Origin of the sequence: Sporolactobacillus shoreae, from assembly GCF_004684935.1 — a bacterium.
In the GTDB taxonomy this organism is placed as follows: domain Bacteria; phylum Bacillota; class Bacilli; order Bacillales; family Sporolactobacillaceae; genus Sporolactobacillus; species Sporolactobacillus shoreae.
In genome coordinates, this window is record NZ_SRJD01000002.1 from 55,293 (window position 1) to 78,423 (window position 23,131).

Sequence of the window (23,131 nt, forward strand, 5' to 3'; positions counted from 1 at the left end):
ACCTTTTTTAAAATCAGGATTCACGAACACTATTTTTCAGATGGAGGCCGCATTCGGTTTTGTCAAAAGCGCTCCAACGCCCAGCGCGCTGATCTTCACCCGGTTTCACCGGAGCGGTGCAGTAGGCGCAGCCGATACTTGGATAGTTCCGGTCATGAAGCGGATTGTAAGGCAGGTCATGATCCCGCACATAATCCCACACGTCCTGCCAGGTCCAGTGGATCAGCGGGCAGATTTTGACCGAACTAAATTTTTCATCCTTATTAATAAATTGGACATTCCGTCTCATCGGAGACTGCTCATGGCGGAGTCCGGAAATCCAGGCGTCATAGTTCTTCAGCCGTTTCCTCAGCGGATCGACCTTCCGCAACTGGCAGCACAGATCCGGCCGCCGTGTCCACAACTTTTCACCATACTTGGCAGCCTGTTCTTCGGGGGTCAGATCAGGTTTCTGCCTAATGATCTTCAGCTCCGGATAGCGTGCTTCGACGCGATCGACCAGCTCATAAGTCTCTTTAAAATGGAAATTCGTGTCCAGAAAAATGATCGTTGCGTCTTTTTTCACCTGATGAATCAGGTCAATCAGCACAATGCCTTCAACACCGAAACTGCAGGAATAAGCAACCCGTTCGCCGTATGTGTCATATGCCCACCGCAGCACCTGTTGGGCTCCTTTATAGGCAGTTTCAGAAGATAATTCAGGCAGCAGTTGTTCTGACCAATGCGCGTAGCTTAACAAATCTTGTGCCATTGTTCACTCCTCCTTCAAAGGCGGCCATCCCGGAAAATGAGATAAACGACCTAAAAGAACGGACTCTTAGATCGTCTATGGCTTCATAGACAACAATTAATTGACGGTGAAAACCTTGACCTTCTTCGCCTCAAGAAAAACATGCTGATTCTTGCTCAACGAAAGCTTATCAAATTCCCGTTTCGTCACTTCCACTTCAAGATTCTGATTCTCATCCTGCCTTTCGAGTTCCAGTCGGATCACAGAACCGGACGGGTGGATATGCGTCACCGTCGCAGAAAGCGTGCGGTCAGCTGCCTGTTCATTTGTCGCCTGGATGGTGAACTCGTCGGGCCGGATGAAGGCGATACCGTCCGCCTGTCCGGCCGTGTCAACAGGGATACGGAACGCGCCGGTGGTGAAGAGTCCGTCGCTGATTGTTCCGCGGACCTGATTCACGTTGCCAATAAAATCATAAACAAAGGAATTGGCGGGATTCTCATAAACCTCGGTGGGCGTCCCGACCTGCTCAATCCTTCCTTTATTAATGATCACCACGCGGTCAGCCACTTCAAAAGCTTCTTCCTGGTCATGGGTGACGAGGAGACTGGTCATTTTAACCTGCTGATGAAGACGCCTCAGCCACAGCCGCAATTCCTTCCGGACCTTTGCATCGAGCGCGCCAAACGGTTCATCCAACAGCAAAATGTGAGGCTCGATGGCCAGCGCGCGGGCGAGAGCAACGCGCTGCCTCTGCCCTCCCGAAAGCTGCGAAGGATACCGGTCCCCGTAAGGCTCAAGCCGAACGAGATGGAGCAGCTGATCCACTTTTTCCTGAATCTCCTTCTTTGACGGGCGATCCCTTCTCGGTTTGGCCTTCAATCCATAGGCGATGTTCTCGCGGATGGTCATTGTGTTGAATAAAGCATAATGTTGAAAAACGAATCCCGCCTTTCGCTTCTTGATCGGCGCGTCGGTCAGATTCTCGCCATGAAATAATATGGTTCCTTCATCGGCATATTCCAGTCCCGCAAGGACTCTGAGCAGCGACGTTTTTCCGGATCCGGAAGGCCCAAGCAAAGCGACCAGCTCACCGGTTTTAATGGTGAGATCAATATTTTTCAAAATTTGATAGGGACCGTATGATTTGGAAATATTCTTTAATTCAATACTCATGCGCACCATCCTTCATCTTTTTTTAAGCGGGACGAGTGTTTTTCCAGTCAAAATAGCTTTTCAGAATGAGAGACACGATCGCGACGACGGACATCAGCGACGACAGGGCGAAGGCGGCAGTCATCTGGTAGCCGTCATAAAAAGCTTCGACCTGAAGCGGCATTGTGTTCGTCTGCCCAACGATGTGCCCGGATATGACGGAAACCGCGCCAAAATCGCCGATCGACCGGGCACTGCACAGGATTACCCCATAGAGCAGTCCCCACTTAATATTGGGCAAAGTGATTTTAAAGAACGTGCGTAATGTGCCCGCCCCAAGAATAAGCGATGCTTCCTCTTCAAGGCTTCCCTGATTTTCCATGAGTGGAATAAGCTCACGCGCTACGAAAGGATACGTAACGAACAGTGTGGCGATGACAATGCCCGTGGTGTTAAATACCAGCTGAATATTTTGGCTAAGCAGCCACCTTCCCAGAATACTGTGATCACCGAACAGCAGGACGAAGATCAGCCCGCCGATAACCGGAGAAATCGAGAAGGGGAGATCCGCCAGGGTTACGATCAGGCTTTTTCCTTTAAACCGGTATTTTGTCATGGTCCAGGCAAGCAACACCCCGAACGCGGTGTTGATCGGTACAACAATGACCAGAACCGTGAGCGTCAGATAGATCGATGAAAGTGCCTCGGGACTGGAAATCGAAGCGAAGTAAGCACTGATTCCGCTTTGAAACGCCTCGGTAAAAATAAAAATCAGAGGAAGAATCAGAAAAAGCGAGATAAAAGTGATGACAATCAGTGTTAATAGAGTCTGCACCCACACAGGCTCGGTCAGAGTGTTTCCAGTATGCCGCCTGGCCTGGACAAAGCCGCCAGACTCACGGGACAAAGACAATTCGGCCATATTTTATAGATCCCTCCCTTCATTAATCCGCAAATTTTCGTTTAACCACCCACTGTGAAAAATTAATGAGAAACAGAATGAGGAAGGATGCGACTAGCAAAACCAGCGCCACAGAAGTCGCTCCGTCATAATCGAATGCCTCCAGTTTCTGCATGACCACAAGAGGGGCGATCTCAGTTTTAAAGGGCATATTTCCTGCAATAAAAACCACCGATCCATATTCTCCAAGCGCACGGGAAAAAGCGAGCGCAAATCCCGAAAAAGCGGCTAACCTGATCTTGGGAAAAACAACGTGAACCAGGGTCTGAAACCGGTTTGCTCCGAGGATCGCGGAAGCTTCCTCGTTCTCTTTCTCAAGATTCTGTAATACGGGTTCGACAATGCGCACGACAAAGGGCATCCCGATTAATATGAGAGCGACGACAATACCTACTTGCGTATAGGAGACTTTAAAGGGCAATAAATGCCCGATCCATCCGTTTGTCGCATACAATGTTGCTAAAGTAATGCCTGCAACAGAAGTCGGAAGGGCGAATGGCAGATCAAGCAAGCCGTCGATCAGCTTTCTTCCCGGGAACGAGTAGCGGACCAGCACCCAGGCGGTCAGGACTCCGAAAACCAGATTGATGAGTGAGGCCACTAGAGCCGTCGTAAAGCTGAGCTGGTAGGCAGAAACAACAATGGGTTGGCTGATTTCACGAAGAAACCCGCCCCAGCCAATCTGCGATGTGTAGATAAAAATCATCGACAGGGGGATCAGCACTAATAAAGAGAGATAGGACAGAGAAAGACCGAGAGAGAGGCCGAACCCTGGGATAATCTGTCTTCTTTTCACCTTGGTTTTCTTTTCGGAATGATTTTGGGACACCATTTTCATCTCCTTCCGATTTCCATGATAAACGGATCATCATCACTGTTTTCCGGTGTAAATTTGGTCAAACACTCCTCCGTCATCAAAGAACTTCTTCTGTGCTTTGTTCCATCCGCCAAAAAGAGGATCATCGATCTTTACCAGAGGAATATCCGGATAAACGTTACGGTATTTGGCCAGAACGCTTTGATCGCGCGGCCGGTAATAGTTTTTCGCGATGATTTCTTGTGCCGGTTTCGTGTACAGATACTTCAGATAGGCTGTAGCTACCTTTGTTGTCCCATTCTTCGCGGCATTCTTGTCGACAACGGAAACAGTAGGTTCGGTCAAAATGCTGATCGAAGGATTGACAATTTCATACTTATCTTTGCCACCGGGCGCATTCAGACTGAGCAGCGCTTCATTTTCCCATGCGATCAGGACATCGCCGACACCTCGCGTCGTGAATGTTGTTGTCGCACCACGCGCACCGGAATCGAGTACTTTGACATTCTTAAAGAGGGCTTTCAGAAATGCCTTGTCTTTGGTCTGGTCACCGTTGTATTTCTTATTCGCGTAAGCCCAGGCCGCCAGGAAGTTCCATCGCGCGCCGCCTGACGTTTTCGGATTAGGCGTGATGATGCCGACACCTTTTTTCGTCAGGTCATTCCAGTCCTTGATGTTTTTCGGATTTCCCTTCCGGACCAGGAATACGATGGTCGACGTGTATGGCGCGGAATGCTGAGGAAGCCGGTCCTGCCAGTTCGGCGCGATCTTATGTGTGCTGTTTACGATCGAATTGATGTCGCCTGACAATGCCAGTGTCACGACATCCGCGTTCAGCCCGTCAATGACCGCACGCGCTTGGGCGCCTGAGCCGCCGTGGGACTGCTGCACGGTTACGGTCTGGCCGGTTTTCTTTTTCCAATAACTTGCAAATAACTGGTTATAACTCTTATAGAGCTCCCGCGTTGGATCATAGGACACGTTTAATAACTTAATTGTCTTTTGCGACGATGCGGAGCCTGAAGCTGTATTCGATCCACAAGCTGACAAAACGAGCGAAAATACAACCAGCAATGAAATAATAGACCAACCTTTTTTCCTGATTTGCATAACAACACCCCTTTTATTCGATCTTTTTAAAACATACTAAATGCATAAGATAACTAAGAAATATGTCGAAAAAAATGCACCCAATTTATGGGTTTTGGCAGTATTTCACCCCCTGGGCTTAAATGTTTCGGGAAGGAATCGTGTGCGAACAGATTAACGACGGTTATTTAAGAAGAACGTTTAAATGTGGAATCAAAAAAGCTGTCTCTTATTCAGAACAACACCTGAAATAAGAAAACAGCTTGGCACATTCGATAACAGCTATCCTTCTTATCTCCCAGATTGAACTTCATCTGCTGGAATTGACACCGTGCAAAAGGTTTGCCGGTTGTCGAGCTTCATCGAGCCAGTCTCTCCGCTACTCTTGATAAGATTATTAATTTGAATGCAATCATTTTAACGCTGTGCTTGAATAGAGTCAACACAAATTTTGAAACTTTTTGACAGTTTCATTATCATTGAAAGTTCCGCATTGCAAGAGCCCAAGTGATAACGCCCCATAACAACGGAATCGGACAGAACTTTATCCGAAAAATGGGAAACTCTCCGAAGCTTCCTGAACAAACTTTACTTTTTGCTGAATTTTTCTCGGAAGGTTTCACGTTGTCCGATCAGCTTCAGAAAACTTGGAAGGGTCACACCGCAGGGATCAGTGCGAGAAATCCGGTGTTCGCCGAGAAGGCGGGGCGGAACAAAAATCAGGAAAACCCTGATGAATGTGCCGCCACCGAAAAAAGAGCGCCACTTTTTTCATCCATGTGAAAAAATAGCCGAATTAGCGCAAAAAGGTCGAGAATAAGATCGACTGAAAAACACGATTGAAAAATGGACAGACCATCAGCGACAAAATGATTCACAGCAGACTCATGCGGCAATCCCTCCTGAAAATAGGATACAAAATTTGATCACTGTCCCACAATTTTTTAAAAGGTATGCAGGAATGACCAGTACTCACAACGAAATTTAAAATTAATCCATATAAAAAGGAAGATGAGTATTGATTGTAAAAGAACAGCTCGTTCCGCTGCGGATGCTTGCCGCCCGCGCACTTCTCGACCACATTCCGCGCGGCGCCACAGACAGCGCGCCAATCGAGGATGAATTTGCCCGGCTTCAGGCGGGCTGGCGCGGCGAACAGAACCTCGCCTACTACCTCGATACGATCACCGACCCTGCCGCCCGTATTTTCTACGATCTCCGCCAAACCGCGCTGGACCACATTTTTCAGATAGACACTCTGATCCTCAACGACACATTTGCCCTCATTATGGAAGTGAAAAATTACGCCGGAGCCCTCCTGTTTGAGCCCAGCGGCCGCCAGATGATCCGCACACTCGGCGACCGGCGCAGCGGATTCTCCAATCCGCTCGTTCAGGTGGCTCGACACCGAAAAATGCTCACGGTCTGGCTTGCCGATCACCGGCTGCCTTTGATTCCGATCGAATCCCTCGTCGTCTTCGCCAATCCTTCCACCATCATTGACAACCCTGGCAAACTAAGTGAAGTCATCGAGAAAATCATCTACGCTGAACAAGCTATATCAAAAATCGATCAGCTTAAAACAAAATACGCCAAAAGTCCGCGCATCGTAAAGGCAGTACCGTATATCGAACAGCTTCTGCTGCGGGAACACACCGATCCCCCGCTCGACCTCCTGAAAAAATACAACGTAAACCCCGCCGATCTGCAGCGCGGCGTCCGCTGCTCCAATTGCCACCGCTTCGCCATGGACCGCGTCTATGCCAACTGGGTCTGCCGACGCTGCGGCCACGGATCCAAAACCGCCCACATTCAGATGATCCTCGATTACTTCCTCCTCTGCGGGTCGACCATGACCAACAAACAATGCCGCGACTGGCTCGGGGTGGAGGACAGGCAACTCATCAGATATCTTTTGAAGCAGATGAAACTGGCACCTGTGGGTAGCGGTAATGGTTCCGGACTCTACTATGAGCGACCACCTCACAAATGGATTGATCAACACTATCGGGAACATACCACTCGGTAAGATAACTTCAACCTAACCGGGGAAAAGTTCAACCGAAATAGAGAAGTTCAACCCAATGTGAAAAAACTTCAACCTAATATGAAAAAACTTCAACCGAATCACAGAAAACTTCAACCGAAAATGAGATCTGCATTCCTCTCTCGTGAATATTTTTCAAAAATCCATTTGCTGCATTATAACCATCCTCCCCTCCGATCCCTTGTCCCACTTGACTTTTTGGCATATAAAAGGAACTCGTTTAATAAGATGTTACAAACTCACATACGGGGTTTCGAGGTGAGCGCGGTGGGCCTGGAACGAGCAGAGAGCGTTTGGTTTCCGTACCCCTCCAGAGAATGTCTCATTTCGCATCTTCATAATTTCAGGAGGCGAGTGGTGTGCACGATTACATCAAAGAGCGTACGATCAAGATTGGAAAGCATATCGTGGAGACAAAGAAAACGGTGCGGGTCATCGCTAAAGAGTTCGGGGTATCGAAAAGTACGGTGCACAAGGACCTGACGGAGCGGCTGCCCAATATCAATCCCGAACTCGCCAACGCGGTAAAAAATGTGCTCGACTATCACAAGTCAATCCGTCATCTGAGGGGAGGCGAGGCTACCCGTCTGAAGTACCAGAAAGACTCTGAAAAAGCGGTGCAGCCCTGAATCCGTACCGAACCCATAAGCCCAGATACCGCACCCAATCTCATCCATCAGTCCTAATCCTCTCGCCGCGCTTCGGAAAAATCAGCAGAAACCCATTCATACCGCGCTTATTCTACAAAATTCGTAACAAAAAATTAATTATGTGTTTTTTTCGACCGGCTCCCTGTTTGAATCTTTTTATGCTAAAATGGGATAATGAATGATAAATGTCCCAGGCTGAGACTGGGTATTTTGGCAGGGAGGATTATACGGTGTTTTCAAGAGACATTGGAATAGATCTCGGAACAGCAAATGTTTTAATTTATGTCAAAGGCCAGGGTATCGTGCTCAACGAGCCCTCGGTCATCGCGTTAGATACAGATTCCAAGCAACTGCTCGCCGTTGGCGAAGAGGCGCGGCGCATGGTGGGACGCACGCCGGGCAACATTGTTGCCATCCGCCCGCTCCGCGACGGCGTCATCGCAGATTTCGAAATCACAGAAATGATGCTGACACATTTTATCAATAAAATAAAAGTCAAAGGCTTCTTCAGAAAGCCAAGAATCCTGATCTGCACACCGACGCACATTACTTCGGTTGAGCAGAAAGCGATCCGCGAAGCGGCCGAGCACAGCGGCGGTAAGCAGGTCTATCTTGAAGAAGAGCCGAAAGTGGCCGCTGTCGGCGCGGGCATGGACATCTTCCAGCCGAGCGGCAACATGGTCATTGACATCGGCGGTGGCACGACGGACATCGCCGTTCTCTCGATGGGCGACATCGTGACCTCCCAGTCCATCAAGCTGGCTGGCGACAAATTTGATCAGGAAATCCTGAACTACATCAAGAAAAAATATAAATTGCTGATCGGCGAACGCACCGCCGAACAGATCAAGATTCAGGTCGGCACAGTCTTCAAAGATGCCCGCGACGAAAGCATGGACATCCGCGGCCGTGACATGGTCACTGGATTGCCGAAAACACTGACGATCCATTCAAGCGAAGTAGAAGAAGCGCTCGCTGATTCCGTCAGCACACTCGTCCGCGCGGCGAAGAATGTCCTTGAAACAACACCGCCTGAACTGTCCGCGGACATCATCGACCGCGGCGTCATCCTCACGGGTGGCGGTGCCCAGCTTCACGGCATCGACCAGCTGCTCGCGAGCGAGCTGAGGGTACCGGTCGTCGTCGCCGACAATCCACTGACCTGCGTAGTTGAAGGCGCCGGGAAAATGCTTGAACATCTCGACAAACTGCCAAAGCGCAAAGCCAATTGATGGCCTGCGCTTTTCGCGTATCTTATTAATGTAAAAAGTTTCGTGCTTCCGCATCACTCAGGCACGAATAGGAATAATCGGACCGGACATTGATTCACAGTGAAAGGCAGGTGAAAGGCAATGATCAGAGGGCTTTACACTTCGGAGACTGGCATGCTTTCCCAGCAGCGCCGCATGGATATGCTTTCGAATAACATGAATAACGTGGACACACCGGGCTATAAGCAGGATCAGGCCGAGATGAGGACCTTCCCGGAGATGCTCGTCAGCCGTCTGGGTGGCGACCTGCCCAATCCGACAGCAGTTGGCGATCTCTCAACAGGGGTCTATATGGACGAGACTGTCCCCGATTTTTCCCAGGGAACGCTCACGCAGACTGGCAAGTCGACTGACATTGCCATCAGCACCTCCCAGCTCCCGGTCAATCCGCAGACGGGCGCTCAGGAAGGGGCGCTGGTCTTTAACGTCCGGACACCAGCCGGTGCAAATCGCTACACGCGGGACGGGCATTTTACACTCAGCCCGACCGGCTATCTGACGGACAGCAATGGTGATACCGTGCTTAATACTGCCGGCCAACCGATCCAGCTGCCATCCGATCATTTCCAGGTCGCGACGGACGGGACCATTTTGGTAAATAACGCCCCTGCCGGTCAGATCGGCGTCAGCTATGCGGCTAATACAAACCAGCTCGTCAAAGAGGGAAACGGGCTTTTCCGTTTGAACGCCGGGGGAAACCTTCCGGCCGCCGCCGGGCAAGCTAATGTTGGCTATCAGGTGAAACAGGGCTTTATGGAAGGATCCAACGTTTCTGCGGATCAGACCATGACCGATATGATGGACGCGTACAGATCGTTTGAAGCCAATCAGAAAATGATTCAGATTCAGGACAGCTCACTTGACCAGGCGGTCAACCAGGTTGGCAAGGTTAACTGATCCAAATCAATAGATTTTTAAGGCGGCAGGCCGAACTGTCAGAAAAGGCGGGTGGTAAGCATGGAACGGCAAATGATGGCGACAGCCGTCACTCTCGGTGCAATTCAGCAGCAACTGTCAACGGTGGCGGATAATATCGCGAACGTCGGAACGACAGGATTCAAAGAACGCGACGCGGGATTCAGTGATCTTCTCTTCCAGAATATCCGTAACATGGATCCGAACATTGACACGGTCGACCGCGCGAACCGTCTGACACCCTCCGGTATCCGCTCGGGTTCCGGTGCCCGGATTGGCGACACGCAGCTTGATATGGCGGCCGGTGCCATCCAGCAAACCGATAATCCGCTTGATGTCGCGTTGACGAACGACCACCAGTTCTTCATGGTCGGGCAACCCGGGACGAACGGGCAGATGACGGTCGCCTATACGCGTACGGGCGCATTTAACGCGCAGCTTGATCCGCAGAATCCGAACCAGCTCCGTCTGATGACCAAATCCGGCCAACCGATATTAGACCAGAACGGCCAGCCGATCGTTCTGCCCGCAGGCTATACAAACCTGACCATCAGCGGTAATGGCACGATTACGGCGACGCTGCCGAACGGTCGGCAGGTCAATGCCGGCCGTTTGGGCCGAGTCACCGTGAACCGACCGCAATTGCTGAACAGCCAGGGCAACGGTCTTTACACACTGCCGAACCTGGCGCGTCTTGGTGTCGGCCTCAACCAGGTTCTTCAGCCTGTCGCGGCGACGGACACATCGGTAGCTCAGGGAAAGCTGGAAAATTCGAATGTCGACCTGACACAGCAGATGACCGAATTAATTAATCTTCAACACGACTACCAGCTCAACGCCAAATCCATTACAATGAGAGATCAGATGTCAGGACTGGTCAACGGTCTGATTCAGTGACGGGTGGTGAACGGCAAAATGGAAGATAAACAAAATAGACGCGGCGTCCGCGGAAAAACGGAGCAAGCCGAGACACGGGAATCCGTCCGCCTTGCCAAGCGCGAGGCGGATAAAAAGGCGGATCAGGAGAAAAAGAAGCGGGAACAGGAAAAACTGCCCTATAATCCGTTTTTTAATTATCACAAACGTCGATTCCCGATCTGGCAGCGTCTGATCGCGCTCATCAGCCTTTGTGCCATCGCCTTGGTCGGCGGAGCCATGTTCGGTTATGGCGCTCTCGGCCACGGTAGCCCGTGGGCTGTTTTTGATCCCGCGACCTGGCAGCATATTTTGGATTTTCTCAGAACAAACTAGCAGAAGAAGCAAGTCTTTCGCGCGCAATGAAGAGGGAGGATACATACCCGATGCTATCCATCGATGAAATAAAAAAAATACTGCCGCACCGCTATCCGTTTCTGCTTGTTGACCGTGTGCTTGAGGTCGAAGACGGAAAACGCGCAGTCGGCATTAAAAACGTTTCGGCAAACGAACCATTTTTCACCGGACATTTTCCGGATTACCCGGTCATGCCCGGTGTCCTGATCGTTGAGGCACTCGCCCAGGTCAGCGGCATCGCCGTTCTCCACGCAGGTGCGGCAAAAAACATGCTGACACTTTACGCCGGCATCGATAAATGCCGTTTCAAACGCCAGGTACGCCCCGGTGATCAGCTCCGGCTCGAATCAGAAATTCTTCGTTTCCGGTCCGGCTTTGCCAAAGCCAAGGGCGTGGCAACAGTCGACGGAGAAGTTGCCTGCGAAGCTGAAATGATGTTTGCCCTGAAAGAGGCAGAATAATACACGACTTGAGGCACCGCATCCATAGCGGTGCCTCATTTTTATCGCGACTGATCCCCGCAAAAAATGAACGGCTGAAAACGGCTCAGATCCGTTGATAACCGCTGAACCAGAGGACCTCCTCTTTCCTTTTCGTAAATTCTGACGAAAGTGCCTTCTTAATGTTCACAAAATGTTCAGAAGTTGTACAGGACGTCTCTGTATAATAAGAATCACCGGAAGGGAGGCTGAAGCGATGAATCAGTATTTTTTCTATCTGAATCCACTGAAAAAAGAAAAAAGACATGGCTCATTGATCTTCTTCAGCACGATTTCCGCGTCCGATCCGGAACAGGCAGCACACCATTTCTGCCTGGACTCCGGTTATGAATATAACAGGACCGAAAAACTAAGCAGTAAAAAATTCCACATCTATTGCAGCGAAACCCCGGAGTATCATTCATTTGAACTTTCCTATACCGTTATTGAAGAGACGGGCAGAGCAAGAACCTCAGCCATACCCGAAACCCTCGAATTGCCTGAGTCATGAAATCAAGCGATCATCTTAAACCACACCTTCACACCACCGATCTTCCCAAAACAATTGACGAATTGCATCAATACATGGTAAGCCATAATAGAGAAACCACTACCGATCAAATCGGAAAAATTGATGTGGAATAGAGGGATGTCAGCATGGAATGGGATGTCGTCATCAAAAACGGAACCATCGTCACGCCCGGCGCGACATACAAAGCAAGTCTTTATATTAAAGACGGGAAAATCGCGGCAATCTCTGATCAGCCGCTCGAAGGAACGGTCAAGAAGGAAACAGATGCTGCGGGAAAATACATACTGCCCGGACTGATCGACGTCCATGTGCATTCGCGCGACCCAGGTCCGACCTATAAAGAAGATTTTTTCACCTCGACCCAGGCCGCGGCGGCGGGCGGGATCACGACCATTTTTGATATGCCCAATACGACGCCGCCGACCCGTGACGCTGAGAGCTTTCGCAGGCAGGTGGCAAACCTTACACCGAAAGCGCACGTGGATTTCGGCATCTGGGGCATCTGCCTCGGTCATTTGAACAACAAAGACATTCCTGCCCTCGCCGAAGCGGGCGTGATCGGCTTCAAGTATTTCTGGGGCTACGCCATCAACAAAAAAACGTTTCAGCTCACCTATAATTACAAAGCCGACATGGATGATGTTATTGCGCCGTTCTCGGACGGCGAAGTATACGAAATCTTCCAGACAGTGGCGAAAACCGGCCAGGTGCTGGCGGTCCACGCTGAAGACAGTAGCCTGATCCTGAAGCTGACGGATCAGGTAAAAAAAACCGGTCGTACCGATTACGATGCGCTGCTTGAAGGGCGGCCGAACCTCGCCGAAGAAGCCACCGTGCAAATGGGGTTTTCCTTCTCACGCGCGTCCGGCGCCCGACTCCATGTACTGCATGTGACCACTGCAGAAGGCGTCGACGCGATTCAGCAGGCGAAGAAAAAAGGTGCCCCGGTCAGCGCTGAAACCTGTCCGCACTACTTATTTTTGACTAACAAGGACTACCCGAAGGTCGGGCCGGTCATGAAAATTTATCCGCCGGTCAAATATGAAAAAGATCAGGAGCGACTCTGGCAGGGGATCAACGACGGCACGATCACGATCATCTCCTCAGATCATGCGCCGCACACACCTGAAGAGAAGAATGGTGATCTTTGGTCGATCCCGGCCGGCATGCCCGGCACCGAAACGATGGCCCCACTGATGCTGAACGCAGTCAGTGAGGGACGGATCACGCTGCAGCAGCTGACCGCGCTTCTCTCGGAGAACCCGGCCAAACGCTTCGGCATTTATCCGGAAAAAGGGTCGCTGGAAGTCGGCACCGATGCCGACATCACCATCGTTGATATGAACAAAGAAGCCGTCATCAAAGCTGAAAACCTGCACAGTAAAAGCAAAATTACCGCCTATGACGGCTGGCACATTAAAGGCGTGCCCGTCGAAACCATCGTTCGCGGCGAAACCGTCATGAAAGACGGCGAAATCGTCCATAAGCCGCTTGGGCATGTGGTCAAACCGCAAAAAAGCTAAACAATATGTGAGAAATGGCCCCTCGATTCACTGCATCGGGGGGCCATTTCTTTTCTTCGGGTGCGGGAACGGCGCGCCCCTAATTGGATATCAGAACTCAGGCGAATATATCAGAACTCAGGAAAATATATCAGAACTCAGGCGGATATATCGGGACTGAGGCAGATATATCGGGACTGAGGCAGATATATCGGGACTCAGGCGGATATATCGGGACTGAGGCAGATATATCGGGACTCAGGCGGATATATCAGAACTGAGGCAAATATATCGGGACTGAGGCAGATATATCGGAACTCAGGGAGCTATATCAGAACTGAGGCGAATATATCGGGACTCAGGCAGATATATCAGAACTGAGGCAAATATATAAGAACTGAGGCAAATATATCAGAACTCAGGCAAATATATCAGAACTAAGTCAGAATATCACTAATTCAAGGCAGAAACCAAAATAAGCGTACAGCACCGGACTTAAATCCGAAGCGTCAAAAAATAGTCACAGACACTATATTCCAGACTAACTTACAATAGAATCATCCCCGCCATGAACATTTTTACTGGATAGACCTCTTTAATTGTGCATACCCGCCATAATATTTCCTCAGGGAGGGCCTTCATGTCAACTGATCACGACCGCATGTTTAAGGAACTGCTCCACCACTTTTTTGATGAATTTCTACTGGCATTCTTCCCGGAAATCTATGAACAGCTTGATTTATCCGCAAAAAAATTTCTTTCGGAAGAATTGTTCCCGGATCTGATCGACGGAGATAAGAAACGAGCCGATGTCATCGCTGAAACAAAGTTAAAATCAGCGCAAGATCTGATCCTGATCATTCATCTTGAAGCGCAAAATTATTATCAGGTTACCTTCCCTGAGCGGATGTTTATCTATTTCTGCATGATCTATCTGAAATTTCGAAAACCTGTTTTACCGATCGCCATTTTCAGCTACAATGAAAATAAGAACGAACCTGATGAATATGTAGTGGCCGCGCCATTCTTGAGAGTGAATCACTTTAGATTTCTTAAAGTGGAGTTGCATAAAATGGACTGGAAAAAGTTTATGAACAGCAAAAATCCGGTCAGTGCAGCCTTAATGAGCAGAATGCATTACTCGAAGAAAGAGCGGGTTCAGGTTCGTCTCGCTTTCCTCAGGCAGCTGGTACGGATGAATCTTGATGAAGCACGCCTGGGCATGATCAACGGATTCTTTGAAACCTATCTTCAGCTCGACGAAAACGAGGAGGAACAACTGATGAAAGAAGCGAGAGAATTGCCGGCCAAAGAACGCGATGCTATCATCAAATGGCCAAACGCGTACTACGACCGTGGAGTGAAAAAGGGCATTGAACAGGGCATTGAACGAGGCATTGAGCAAGGCATTGAACAAGGAAAAAGCGACGCAACCCGAGAGTTCGTCCGCAAATTGTTAAAAGAACGGATGAGTTCTGCAAAGATCAGTGACCTGACCGGCCTGTCAGAGGAAGAAATTGGAAAGATGGCAAAAGAGGATGAGTGATACATCATCCAAAGAACGCGAAGCCATCATCCAATGGCCAAACGCGTACTACGACCGTGGAGTGAAAAAGGGCATTGAACAAGGTATTGAACAAGGAAAAAGCGACGCAACCCGAGAGTTCGCCCGCAGATTGCTCAAAGAACGGATGAGTTCTGCAAAGATCAGTGACCTGACCGGTCTGTCGGAGGAAGAAATTGGAAAGCTGGCAAAAGAGGATGAGTGATACATCATCCAAAGAAAACGAAGCCACCATCAATTGGCCAAACGCATACTACGACCGCGGAGTGAAAAAGGGTATTGAACAGGGCATTGAACAAGGAAAAAGCGACGCGACCCGAGAGTTTGTCCGCAAATTGCTCAAAGAACGGATGAGTTCTGCAAAGATCAGTGACCTGACCGGTCTGTCGGAAGAAGAAATCAGAAAGCTGGCGAAGAGTTAATAAACCTTTCGGGCATGGGGCCCCAATCGCAACAATAAATAAGTACAACGCATTCGTTGGTAGTAGTGTGTCTTTCTAAAAATGTTTCTTAACAGACTCCTTACTGCTTCATCTCTGAAGCAATAGGGAGTCTGTTTTACTTTAGTCGAGTGAAAAAAATCTTTTCCTCGTTGAGAAGAGATTCGAGCAAATAAAATTTATTTGATAAATTGTGTAATAAAATCTGACAAAGATGATTGACTAATGGAATGCCCATGAATATAATTATCAATATTAAATGATTCATGAATGAATCCATTCATGAAACGACTAAATAACAGATTCCAACCTTGCGAAAAGTGGTGAATAGGGTGACAGACATTAATAAGCTGGATGACCTGATTGAAAAAATGGCTCTTGTATCAAAAGAATCTCCGACGTACGAAAAGCTCGCTTACTGTATTGAAAAAAACTATAAACATATCATTTTTATGACGGCTTCAGATGTGGCGAAGCAGGTCAACGTCAGTCAAGGCAGTGTTTCCAGATTTTGCATTGCGCTCGGTTATAAGGGATACAATGATTTTCTACATAAACTGCAGCAATTTGTGAGAAAAGAAATAACAGCCCCTCAAAGACTTCAATACGCGACAAACTCAAACAGGAGCATTAGCAATATCTTAAAAATGGAGCGGGAAAATATAAACGAATTGGAAACTATATTGAACCAGCCCGCTTATCAGAAACTAGTTGACAATATAGTCAACGCAGACCAATTAATTCTGATTTCAGCCAGAATGTCCGCAACGCTGTTATCTTATATCTACTATATTCTGAATAAAATAAGAAGTAATGTTATTAAAATAACTCCGAATGTTCCGGAATGGGAAACGTTGGAACTTCTTGATCCTTCTTCAGTGCATATTATCACTGTTGTTTTTCCAAGATACCCCAATGTATTGCTTAATAAGCTAAATGAACTCCATAAACGGCACTTTTCAATTTCAGCCATCACGGACAGTATTACCTCACCGGTTTTCAATTTAGCTGATCCCGTGATGAGTGTACCCATAACAACATCTTCCATCTTTGATATATACAGTACACCCATTCTCTTTTTCAATCTGCTGCTGCGGGATGTTGCCGGAAAAACGGATGGGTTGGATAAGAGAATGAGTGAACTGGAACAGCTTGAGAAAGACAACCATATCTATTATGAAATCAATCATCATCATTCCAGCGGCAGATACAGCGAATCAGAGCTTGAATGATTGAAGCAGCTGTGGTGAAACCAGCCATACAAACATCAGAATGAAGGTGTCAGACGTTGGAGAGAAGTCAAATCATAAATTCGATCAGGATAGACGGGAGTAGAGTAGGAGAACGGCTCAAAAAACTGGCCTCTTTTGGGATGAACAGTGAGGGGGGAATCGATCGTTCATTTGGTAGCGATCAAGATATTAGGGCAAGGGAGTGGCTGAAAAGAATTTGGACAGAGGCTTATCACACTCCCGTTCAGGTGGATCCCGCGGCAAATTTGTGGGCTGGCATCAACGGAGCGGAAGAACTTAAGCCTATCGTTATGGGATCCCATCATGACGCAGTGGCAAACGGGGGTCAATACGACGGTGCTGTTGGTGTGCTTTTGGCTACAGAAGTGATGCAGACCCTGAAGGAAGCAGAGTACCCCCTTAGGCATCCAATGAAAATTGTCTCTTTTTCAGCTGAAGAACCAAATCCCTATAATGTATCAACACTGGGCAGCCGCTCCATTACAGGTGTACTGACAAAGGAAGACTTAGTAAAAGCAACGCATCTTGCGACCAAAGAGAAAATTACGGATACAATCAAGCGTTTGGGAGGTGATGTTGATTTATTGAGGAATCATCTTTTGAAGCCACAGGATATGAGTGCTTTTCTGGAGTGCCACATCGAGCAGGGAAGAAATTTGTGTGACAGCGGCCGCTCATTAGCCGTCGTGACAAGCGTTACAGGAATTTATCGGGAGAAAATCAGAATTCTTGGAGAGGCCAATCATGCAGGAACGACCTTAATGAAATACAGGCATGATGCGATGCTGGCGGGTGCTGAGTTAAGCCTTGCGCTTGAAAGTGTAATCAGGCAAGAAAATCGTAAGGACACGGTTGGAACAGTAGGGCACTTTGATGTCTCTCCGGATTCCGCCAACATTATACCAGGGGAAGTTGAATTGATTGCGGAGATCCGGACTCCAGACAAAGGGACATTAGATAAAGTGATCCATCAATTTTCTGACCGGATCCGTTCGATCGAAACAGTGCGTCACGTCCGCATCGTGAGGGAGGTGATTCTTGATCAGGATGCCGTGCCAATGGATGAAACCATTCAGCAAACATTAAGAGAAGTTATTCAATCGATGGATGAACCGTTTCTCGACTTGCCCAGCATGGCTGGCCATGATTCAGTGCATATGGTTCCTATTGCGAAGACGGGCATGCTGTTTGTTCCAAGTATTGAAGGAAAAAGCCACTGTCCCGAAGAAAAAACGGACCTGGCAGACATTGAAAAGGCGGGAAATGTACTGCTTCAGACCGTACTTGCCTTGGATAAGGAGCTTGACAGATGACAAGGAGACTCTATAAGCCATTCCTTCTCTATACCGAAGGAACATTTAAAGAAAATCAAGGAATTGTGACAGATGAGGGTGAGATCAGAGAAGTTGGATCGTTTACGGATCTCTCAAAAAAATACGCGGATAGTGAACTCATTGACTGGCCGGAAGAAATCGTTGTGCCGGGCACAGTGAACGCGCATAATCATTCTTTTCAAAGTCTTTTGAGAGGAATAGCCGTTGATCAACCGTTTTTGGAGTGGCGTGATCAGTCGCTCTATAAGTATTCACCTTATCTGAAAGCAAAAGATGTTTACACAGGAGCCGTTTTTGCTTTTGGTGAAATGATGAAGTACGGCGTAACGACCGTTTGCGATTACTTTTACGTGCATAATGAAGGAATCGACAGTGATGAAGCGATTATCCAGGCCGCGAAGGATGTGGGCATCCGGCTGGTTCTTGCCAGAACGATGTATGACTGGGAAGGAGCACCGTCCGGTTATGTAGAATCTGTCGCGGATGCCACAGCAAATGTGAAGTATTTGGCTGAAAAATATGCCGCTGATGATATGACGACCATTGTACCGGCCCCGCACAGCTTGCACGCCGCATCGGTGGAAATGGTTCAGGCAGGACACAAGCTGGCGCAGGAACTGGATACAAATTTCCACATTCACGTGGCAGAGGAACCTTTTGAAGTGGGTCAGATTAAGAAAGACCATCACATGAGGCCTGTGGAATTGCTGAACAAGATCGGCGTGATGGATGATCACCGTACGGTAGCCATACATTGTGTCTGGCTAGATGATCATGAAAAAGAACTAATGGGTGAGAACCAGGCAAAACTTGTGTATTGTCCGTCAAGCAACATGTTTCTCGCGGATGGGGTGACGGATATCCCAGCCTTGCAGAAAAACAAAGTCGACATCGGGCTTGGTTCAGACGGGGCATGCAGCAATAACAGGATCAGTGTATTTGAAGAAATGCGAATGTGTGCCATGCTCCAGAAAGTAAACACTCTGAATTCCCTGGCGGTTAACTATCAACAGGTTTTCGATATGGGTACCGTGAATGGCGGGCGTATCCTGCAGCTGCCGATTGGAACAATTCAAGCCGGATACAAAGCGGATTTTCTAGCGATAAACAGTAAAGATATCTCGATGCAGCCGATCACGAAAAGCTATGAGCAAATTCTTCCGAATATTGTGTATTCAATGCAACCCAATGCCATTGACTTTGTCGTTGTTAATGGGGAAGTTACCGTACAAAAAGGAAAAATTGAGACAATACCGGAAAACAAGATTGTCACTGATGTTCAGAATTTAATGAATCACCTGGAAGGAAAACTGTAAAAATCGAAGGGAGTGCGTGACATGCAGCTTACTGAAGAAGAACTGGGAATGCTGGACGGGAAGTATGGCAAGGGGACGCAGATTGCTATGAAAATCCAGGTCGCATTGGGCGATGTGTTCAATGCGGAACGCATGGTGCCTGTGAGCCGGACCCATGTGGCACTGAGCAATCAGGAGGCGGATCTCTGGTTTGTCGAGAAAATGGTGAATGCCGGTGCCAAATGCCGAGTATCCCCGACGGTCAATCCTGGATTTAATCTGGAATATTTTCAGTGCATTACAAAGATTTCAAAGAAAGACGAAGAAACCATCCTGAGAACAAGAAAGGCATACAAGGATGTAGGGGCAACATTAACCTTTGACTGTACGCCTTATCTTGAAAAAAATGTGCCGCGCTTTGGCGAAATAACAGCTTATTCAGAATCAAGTGCGACGCCGTTTATCAATTCAGTTTACGGTGCGCGGACGAATCGCGAATCGGCACAAAGTGCCCTGTGTGCAGCGATCACCGGCAGAACACCACTGTATGGATTCCTTTTGGATGAGAATCGAAAGGGACAGGTTCTAGTAGATGTCAAAGCAAAAATAAAAGATGATTTCGATTACCAGTTGCTCGGCTACGCCGTACCAAAAAAGCTGAAATTTAAAACACCGGTCTTCGTTAATGTTCCGACCAGTCCCTCTCCGGCAGCTCTGATGAATCTTGGCGCTCAATTGAATACAGCAGGAAATGTGCCCATGTATCATATTGTCGGAGTGACACCCGAGGCAAGAACAGTCGAAGATGCCTTTCAAGGCAGCGATCCGGAAAACGTCATTACCATAACTGAAGAGGATCTAGAGAAAGTACATGATGAGATAACGGATCCGGGCGGTAAAATTGATTTTGCTTTATTTGGCTGTCCGCACTTTAACATTGACCAGGTTGCCCATGTTTCTCATCTTGTTGACCAGAAACAGTTGAAGGTAAAACTGTTTATCATGACTTCATCGCTGACCAAAGAGCTGGCACATCGTATGGGCTATCTGGATACCCTTCAGGCAGCGGGCGGTGACATTGTCGATGATACATGCATGGACCAACCGTGCTGGGAATTCCTCTATGGGAAAAAGGGTGTCACAGACTCACCCAAATGTGCTTACTACACAAAAAGAAGAAACATGCAGTTTGTGATTCGTAATGTTGATGAATGCATTGAAGCAGCGATGAGAGGTGAAATCTAATGACTGAAACGTTTGCGTGCCACAAAGTATCTGAAGGAATCATTGAGGGCGATATTTTACTCTCATCAGATGATCTGTGTTTTTACCTCGTTGATCCGAAGACAGGTGTCGTCATCGAAAAGAATCATAGTCTTGAAGGTCAGTCGATCGCTGGGAAAATTCTTGTTTTTCCGAGCGGCAAGGGGAGCTCGGTGGTCCAGGCCGATGGAATGTATCAATTGAAGATGAGTGGAAAGGGACCCAAAGCATTAATCATCAAATACCCGGATACAGTGCTGGTTGCAAGCTCAATCATCATGGAAATGCCGGTCGTGGACAAAGTGGATGAGCAATTTTATCAGCAAGTAAAAAACGGCGATCATGTGCTGCTTGATGCGACAAACGGGCATTTACAGATTAAGTGAAAAAACATTGGGCTGATGAAAATCGGAAGCATGGAATACACAAATTTTTTTGGAGGTGATGACTTGCGGCCATTAATTTGGATCATCGATGAAGAATGGTCCGAATACCAGACAGAAGAAATGATTTTGAAGGATGCATTTCCAGATTGTGAGATTCGGCATTCAGGCAACAATTATCAGGAAGATTTGGAGTCGTTTGGCAAGCATGCGGATGCCATCCTTTGTCAGGTATACATTAACTTGCCAGGCGAAACGATCCGGCAGCTGACCAATTGCAAAATAATCGCGATTTATGGAGGGGGGTATGACCGAGTCGATATTGAAGCGGCCAAAGCCCAAAACATAGCGGTGACCTTTGTTCCCGGTTACTGTGTTGAAGATGTTTCGGATTATGCGATCTCCGCGATTTACTTTTTTAACAAGAATCTCGCATTTTATTTCAGTGCTGCCAATAAGGGGCCATGGGGCGCACAGGCTGCCCATCAATTAAATCACAGAATTCAGGAGTCCACACTATTCATTATTGGATTCGGTCGAATCGGGAAAACAGTAGCCCAAAAGGCAAAACTGATGAGAATGAACGTACTGGTTTACGATCCGAACCTCGGTGAGGAGGAGGAACAGGGATACGGGGTTAAAAAAGTGAGCCTGGATGAAGGGCTCTCAGCAGCGGATTTTGTCACGATTCACGTGAAATATGATGAACATACAGAGTCGCTGATTTCAATGAAAGAATTTCAAAAGATGAAAGAAACGGCCTACGTGATTAATACGTCACGCGGGAATGTAATCAAAGAAGAGGATCTGATCGAGGCGGTTCAGAAAAAGGTCATTGCCGGTGCGATGCTCGATGTCATCTCCAATGAACCACCTGAGGGTCATGAAGAAATCTTCACGATTCCTGGTATCTTTGTCACTCCTCATGTCTCGTATCTGTCAGCAGAATCGTTGTTAACACTGAAGCAGCGGGCTTCAAGCAATGTCGTCAAACTTTTACAGGGAAAAAATTCAGAAGATACTGTTTATTGATTTTAAAAAAATATTTTTCATATTAGGAGGCTATACTCATGAAAAAATTCTTCTCTTTCCTATTCGTTGGGGTTATTTCCTTGGCATTGGTTCTATCAGGCTGTTCTTCAAACTCAAGCAGTACCGGCGCAAAGAATACGTTTAAAGGGCCGGTCAAACTTGGAATTTCTTCCTGGATCGGATTTGCACCAATGTATCTGGCAGAACAAAAGGGCTTTTTCAAAAAGCATGGCGTGAACGTAGAGCTGCAAACCATTCAAAGTGCGGCAGACCGTCGTACAGCGATGGCTGCCAATCGTATTCAGGGATTTATGACTACAGTGGATACACACGTCATGACTGCTGCAGCTAAAATTCCAGTGGATCAGGTACTGGCACTGGATACATCAAGCGGCGGAGACGGCATTGTCGCCAAAAATAGCATTAAAACCTTTCAAGATCTTAAAGGAAAACGCGTTGCAATCGATACCAGCGGCGGAGCGAGCTATTTCTGGTTTATGTATATGCTGGATCAGAAGGGTATGAGTTTAAGCGATGTAACACTGGTTAATATGAGTGCGGGAGACGCGGGAGCAGCATTTGTCGGTGGCAAAGTCGATGCAGCTGTAACCTGGCAGCCTTGGCTGACAAAAGCAGAGAAAACTTCTTTTGGGCATGTCCTTCTTTCCAGTGACAAGACACCGGGGTTGATCGTGGACTCGCTGGGTCTGCGCAAAGATTTTATTAAAAATAATCCGAAGCTGGTTCAGGGGATTGTCGATGCGTGGTATGAAGCACTCAGTTACGCGAAATCGAATCCGGACGATGCAAACAAGATCATGGCAAAGAGCATGGGTCAGACCGTCAGTGACTTTACAGCAGAAGAACCGGATGTCACTTTCTACGACAAGGCAGGCAATGTGAAATACTTTGGAACGAAGTCAAATCCCGGCTTAATCTATGATGTCACAGACAAGGCAGCGACTTTCTGGAAAAAGGTCAAATTAATCAACGTGCAACCGAAGGCATCCGATCTGATCGACGGCAGCTTCGTCGGTAAATAATGATACAAAATGGGTTCATAAGTTTAGAAATCTGAAGTCCTGAACCAAGTTGGAAATCAGCGACCAGGAATGACGGATCATTTATCTATTATCACGGGAGGTCG

The 23,131-nt window shown here is 47.9% G+C and carries 25 protein-coding genes and 1 riboswitch; of the genes, 20 read left to right on the plus strand and 5 right to left on the minus strand.

Annotated features, from left to right (window positions below; all coding sequences use genetic code 11):
• Positions 1-13: 13 nt before the first annotated feature.
• The 5 genes from E4665_RS02185 to E4665_RS02205 all read right to left on the minus strand — a co-directional run bounded on the left by E4665_RS02185 (position 14) and on the right by E4665_RS02205 (position 4,773).
• Positions 14-739, minus strand: a complete 726-nt coding sequence (locus tag E4665_RS02185; RefSeq protein WP_422067239.1) for a phosphoadenylyl-sulfate reductase — start codon at positions 737-739, stop codon at positions 14-16.
• A 108-nt stretch (positions 740-847) separates the two neighbouring features.
• Positions 848-1,906 carry a sulfate/molybdate ABC transporter ATP-binding protein gene (locus E4665_RS02190; RefSeq protein WP_135347179.1) on the minus strand — a complete coding sequence of 353 codons (1,059 nt, stop codon included), beginning with the start codon at positions 1,904-1,906 and terminating at the stop codon, positions 848-850.
• 22 nt (positions 1,907-1,928) lie between these two features.
• Positions 1,929-2,807: a sulfate ABC transporter permease subunit CysW gene (gene cysW / locus E4665_RS02195; RefSeq protein ID WP_135347180.1), complete on the minus strand. Its 879-nt coding sequence runs from the start codon at positions 2,805-2,807 to the stop codon at positions 1,929-1,931.
• A gap of 22 nt (positions 2,808-2,829) precedes the next feature.
• Positions 2,830-3,684: a sulfate ABC transporter permease subunit CysT gene (gene cysT, locus E4665_RS02200; RefSeq protein ID WP_422067238.1), complete on the minus strand. Its 855-nt coding sequence runs from the start codon at positions 3,682-3,684 to the stop codon at positions 2,830-2,832.
• 33 nt (positions 3,685-3,717) lie between these two features.
• Positions 3,718-4,773 carry a sulfate ABC transporter substrate-binding protein gene (locus E4665_RS02205; RefSeq protein WP_135347182.1) on the minus strand — a complete coding sequence of 352 codons (1,056 nt, stop codon included), beginning with the start codon at positions 4,771-4,773 and terminating at the stop codon, positions 3,718-3,720.
• A gap of 267 nt (positions 4,774-5,040) precedes the next feature.
• A riboswitch (SAM riboswitch) is annotated at positions 5,041-5,147 on the minus strand.
• Between the two features lie 229 nt (positions 5,148-5,376).
• On the opposite strand from E4665_RS02205, the gene E4665_RS18040 reads away from it, so the two are divergent.
• The 20 genes from E4665_RS18040 (at position 5,377) to E4665_RS02300 (ending at position 23,027) form a co-directional block, all read left to right on the plus strand.
• Positions 5,377-5,535, plus strand: a complete 159-nt coding sequence (locus E4665_RS18040; RefSeq protein WP_167815077.1) for a hypothetical protein — start codon at positions 5,377-5,379, stop codon at positions 5,533-5,535.
• A 235-nt stretch (positions 5,536-5,770) separates the two neighbouring features.
• Positions 5,771-6,781 carry a nuclease-related domain-containing protein gene (locus E4665_RS02210; RefSeq protein ID WP_241654619.1) on the plus strand — a complete coding sequence of 337 codons (1,011 nt, stop codon included), beginning with the start codon at positions 5,771-5,773 and terminating at the stop codon, positions 6,779-6,781.
• A 377-nt stretch (positions 6,782-7,158) separates the two neighbouring features.
• Entirely contained in the window at positions 7,159-7,428 is a 270-nt protein-coding gene (gene spoIIID, locus E4665_RS02215; RefSeq protein ID WP_135347183.1) for a sporulation transcriptional regulator SpoIIID, read from the plus strand.
• Between the two features lie 251 nt (positions 7,429-7,679).
• Complete coding sequence (mreB, locus tag E4665_RS02220; protein ID WP_135347184.1) at positions 7,680-8,681, plus strand: rod shape-determining protein; 1,002 nt, start codon at positions 7,680-7,682, stop codon at positions 8,679-8,681.
• A 120-nt stretch (positions 8,682-8,801) separates the two neighbouring features.
• Entirely contained in the window at positions 8,802-9,617 is an 816-nt protein-coding gene (locus E4665_RS02225; protein ID WP_135347185.1) for a flagellar hook-basal body protein, read from the plus strand.
• 60 nt (positions 9,618-9,677) lie between these two features.
• Positions 9,678-10,532, plus strand: coding sequence for a flagellar hook-basal body protein (locus tag E4665_RS02230; RefSeq protein ID WP_135347186.1), 855 nt, complete (start codon positions 9,678-9,680; stop codon positions 10,530-10,532).
• Positions 10,533-10,550: 18 nt separating this feature from the next.
• Positions 10,551-10,886, plus strand: coding sequence for a DNA-directed RNA polymerase subunit beta (locus E4665_RS02235; protein ID WP_135347187.1), 336 nt, complete (start codon positions 10,551-10,553; stop codon positions 10,884-10,886).
• Positions 10,887-10,936: 50 nt separating this feature from the next.
• Positions 10,937-11,368, plus strand: a complete 432-nt coding sequence (gene fabZ / locus E4665_RS02240) for a 3-hydroxyacyl-ACP dehydratase FabZ (RefSeq protein ID WP_135347188.1) — start codon at positions 10,937-10,939, stop codon at positions 11,366-11,368.
• 235 nt (positions 11,369-11,603) lie between these two features.
• Positions 11,604-11,897, plus strand: a complete 294-nt coding sequence (locus tag E4665_RS02245) for a hypothetical protein (RefSeq protein ID WP_135347189.1) — start codon at positions 11,604-11,606, stop codon at positions 11,895-11,897.
• Positions 11,898-12,043: 146 nt separating this feature from the next.
• Positions 12,044-13,441 carry an allantoinase AllB gene (allB, locus tag E4665_RS02250; protein WP_135347190.1) on the plus strand — a complete coding sequence of 466 codons (1,398 nt, stop codon included), beginning with the start codon at positions 12,044-12,046 and terminating at the stop codon, positions 13,439-13,441.
• Between the two features lie 619 nt (positions 13,442-14,060).
• Positions 14,061-14,966: an Rpn family recombination-promoting nuclease/putative transposase gene (locus tag E4665_RS02255; protein WP_135347191.1), complete on the plus strand. Its 906-nt coding sequence runs from the start codon at positions 14,061-14,063 to the stop codon at positions 14,964-14,966.
• Positions 14,959-15,189 carry an RpnC/YadD family protein gene (locus tag E4665_RS02260; RefSeq protein ID WP_241654620.1) on the plus strand — a complete coding sequence of 77 codons (231 nt, stop codon included), beginning with the start codon at positions 14,959-14,961 and terminating at the stop codon, positions 15,187-15,189. Before E4665_RS02255 ends, E4665_RS02260 begins: the two co-directional genes overlap by 8 nt.
• A complete protein-coding gene (locus E4665_RS02265) occupies positions 15,161-15,406 on the plus strand; it encodes a hypothetical protein (RefSeq protein ID WP_241654622.1) in 246 nt (81 codons plus the stop codon). Before E4665_RS02260 ends, E4665_RS02265 begins: the two co-directional genes overlap by 29 nt.
• Positions 15,407-15,756: 350 nt before the next feature.
• Positions 15,757-16,656: a MurR/RpiR family transcriptional regulator gene (locus E4665_RS02270; protein ID WP_241654623.1), complete on the plus strand. Its 900-nt coding sequence runs from the start codon at positions 15,757-15,759 to the stop codon at positions 16,654-16,656.
• 56 nt (positions 16,657-16,712) lie between these two features.
• Positions 16,713-17,990 (plus strand): Zn-dependent hydrolase, encoded by a 1,278-nt coding sequence (locus tag E4665_RS02275; RefSeq protein ID WP_241654624.1) that lies wholly within the window; start codon positions 16,713-16,715, stop codon positions 17,988-17,990.
• A complete protein-coding gene (locus E4665_RS02280; protein ID WP_135347192.1) occupies positions 17,987-19,327 on the plus strand; it encodes an amidohydrolase family protein in 1,341 nt (446 codons plus the stop codon). The genes E4665_RS02275 and E4665_RS02280 overlap by 4 nt, the downstream gene beginning before the upstream one ends.
• Before the next feature lie 21 nt (positions 19,328-19,348).
• Positions 19,349-20,551 (plus strand): aconitase X catalytic domain-containing protein, encoded by a 1,203-nt coding sequence (locus E4665_RS02285; protein ID WP_135347193.1) that lies wholly within the window; start codon positions 19,349-19,351, stop codon positions 20,549-20,551.
• Positions 20,551-20,955: an aconitase X swivel domain-containing protein gene (locus E4665_RS02290; RefSeq protein ID WP_135347194.1), complete on the plus strand. Its 405-nt coding sequence runs from the start codon at positions 20,551-20,553 to the stop codon at positions 20,953-20,955. The genes E4665_RS02285 and E4665_RS02290 overlap by 1 nt, the downstream gene beginning before the upstream one ends.
• Positions 20,956-21,018: 63 nt before the next feature.
• Positions 21,019-21,984: a C-terminal binding protein gene (locus E4665_RS02295; protein WP_174845434.1), complete on the plus strand. Its 966-nt coding sequence runs from the start codon at positions 21,019-21,021 to the stop codon at positions 21,982-21,984.
• A gap of 38 nt (positions 21,985-22,022) precedes the next feature.
• The gene (locus tag E4665_RS02300; protein ID WP_135347196.1) at positions 22,023-23,027 is read left to right on the plus strand and encodes an ABC transporter substrate-binding protein; all 1,005 of its coding nucleotides are present in this window, start codon (positions 22,023-22,025) and stop codon (positions 23,025-23,027) included.
• Positions 23,028-23,131: the final 104 nt, after the last annotated feature.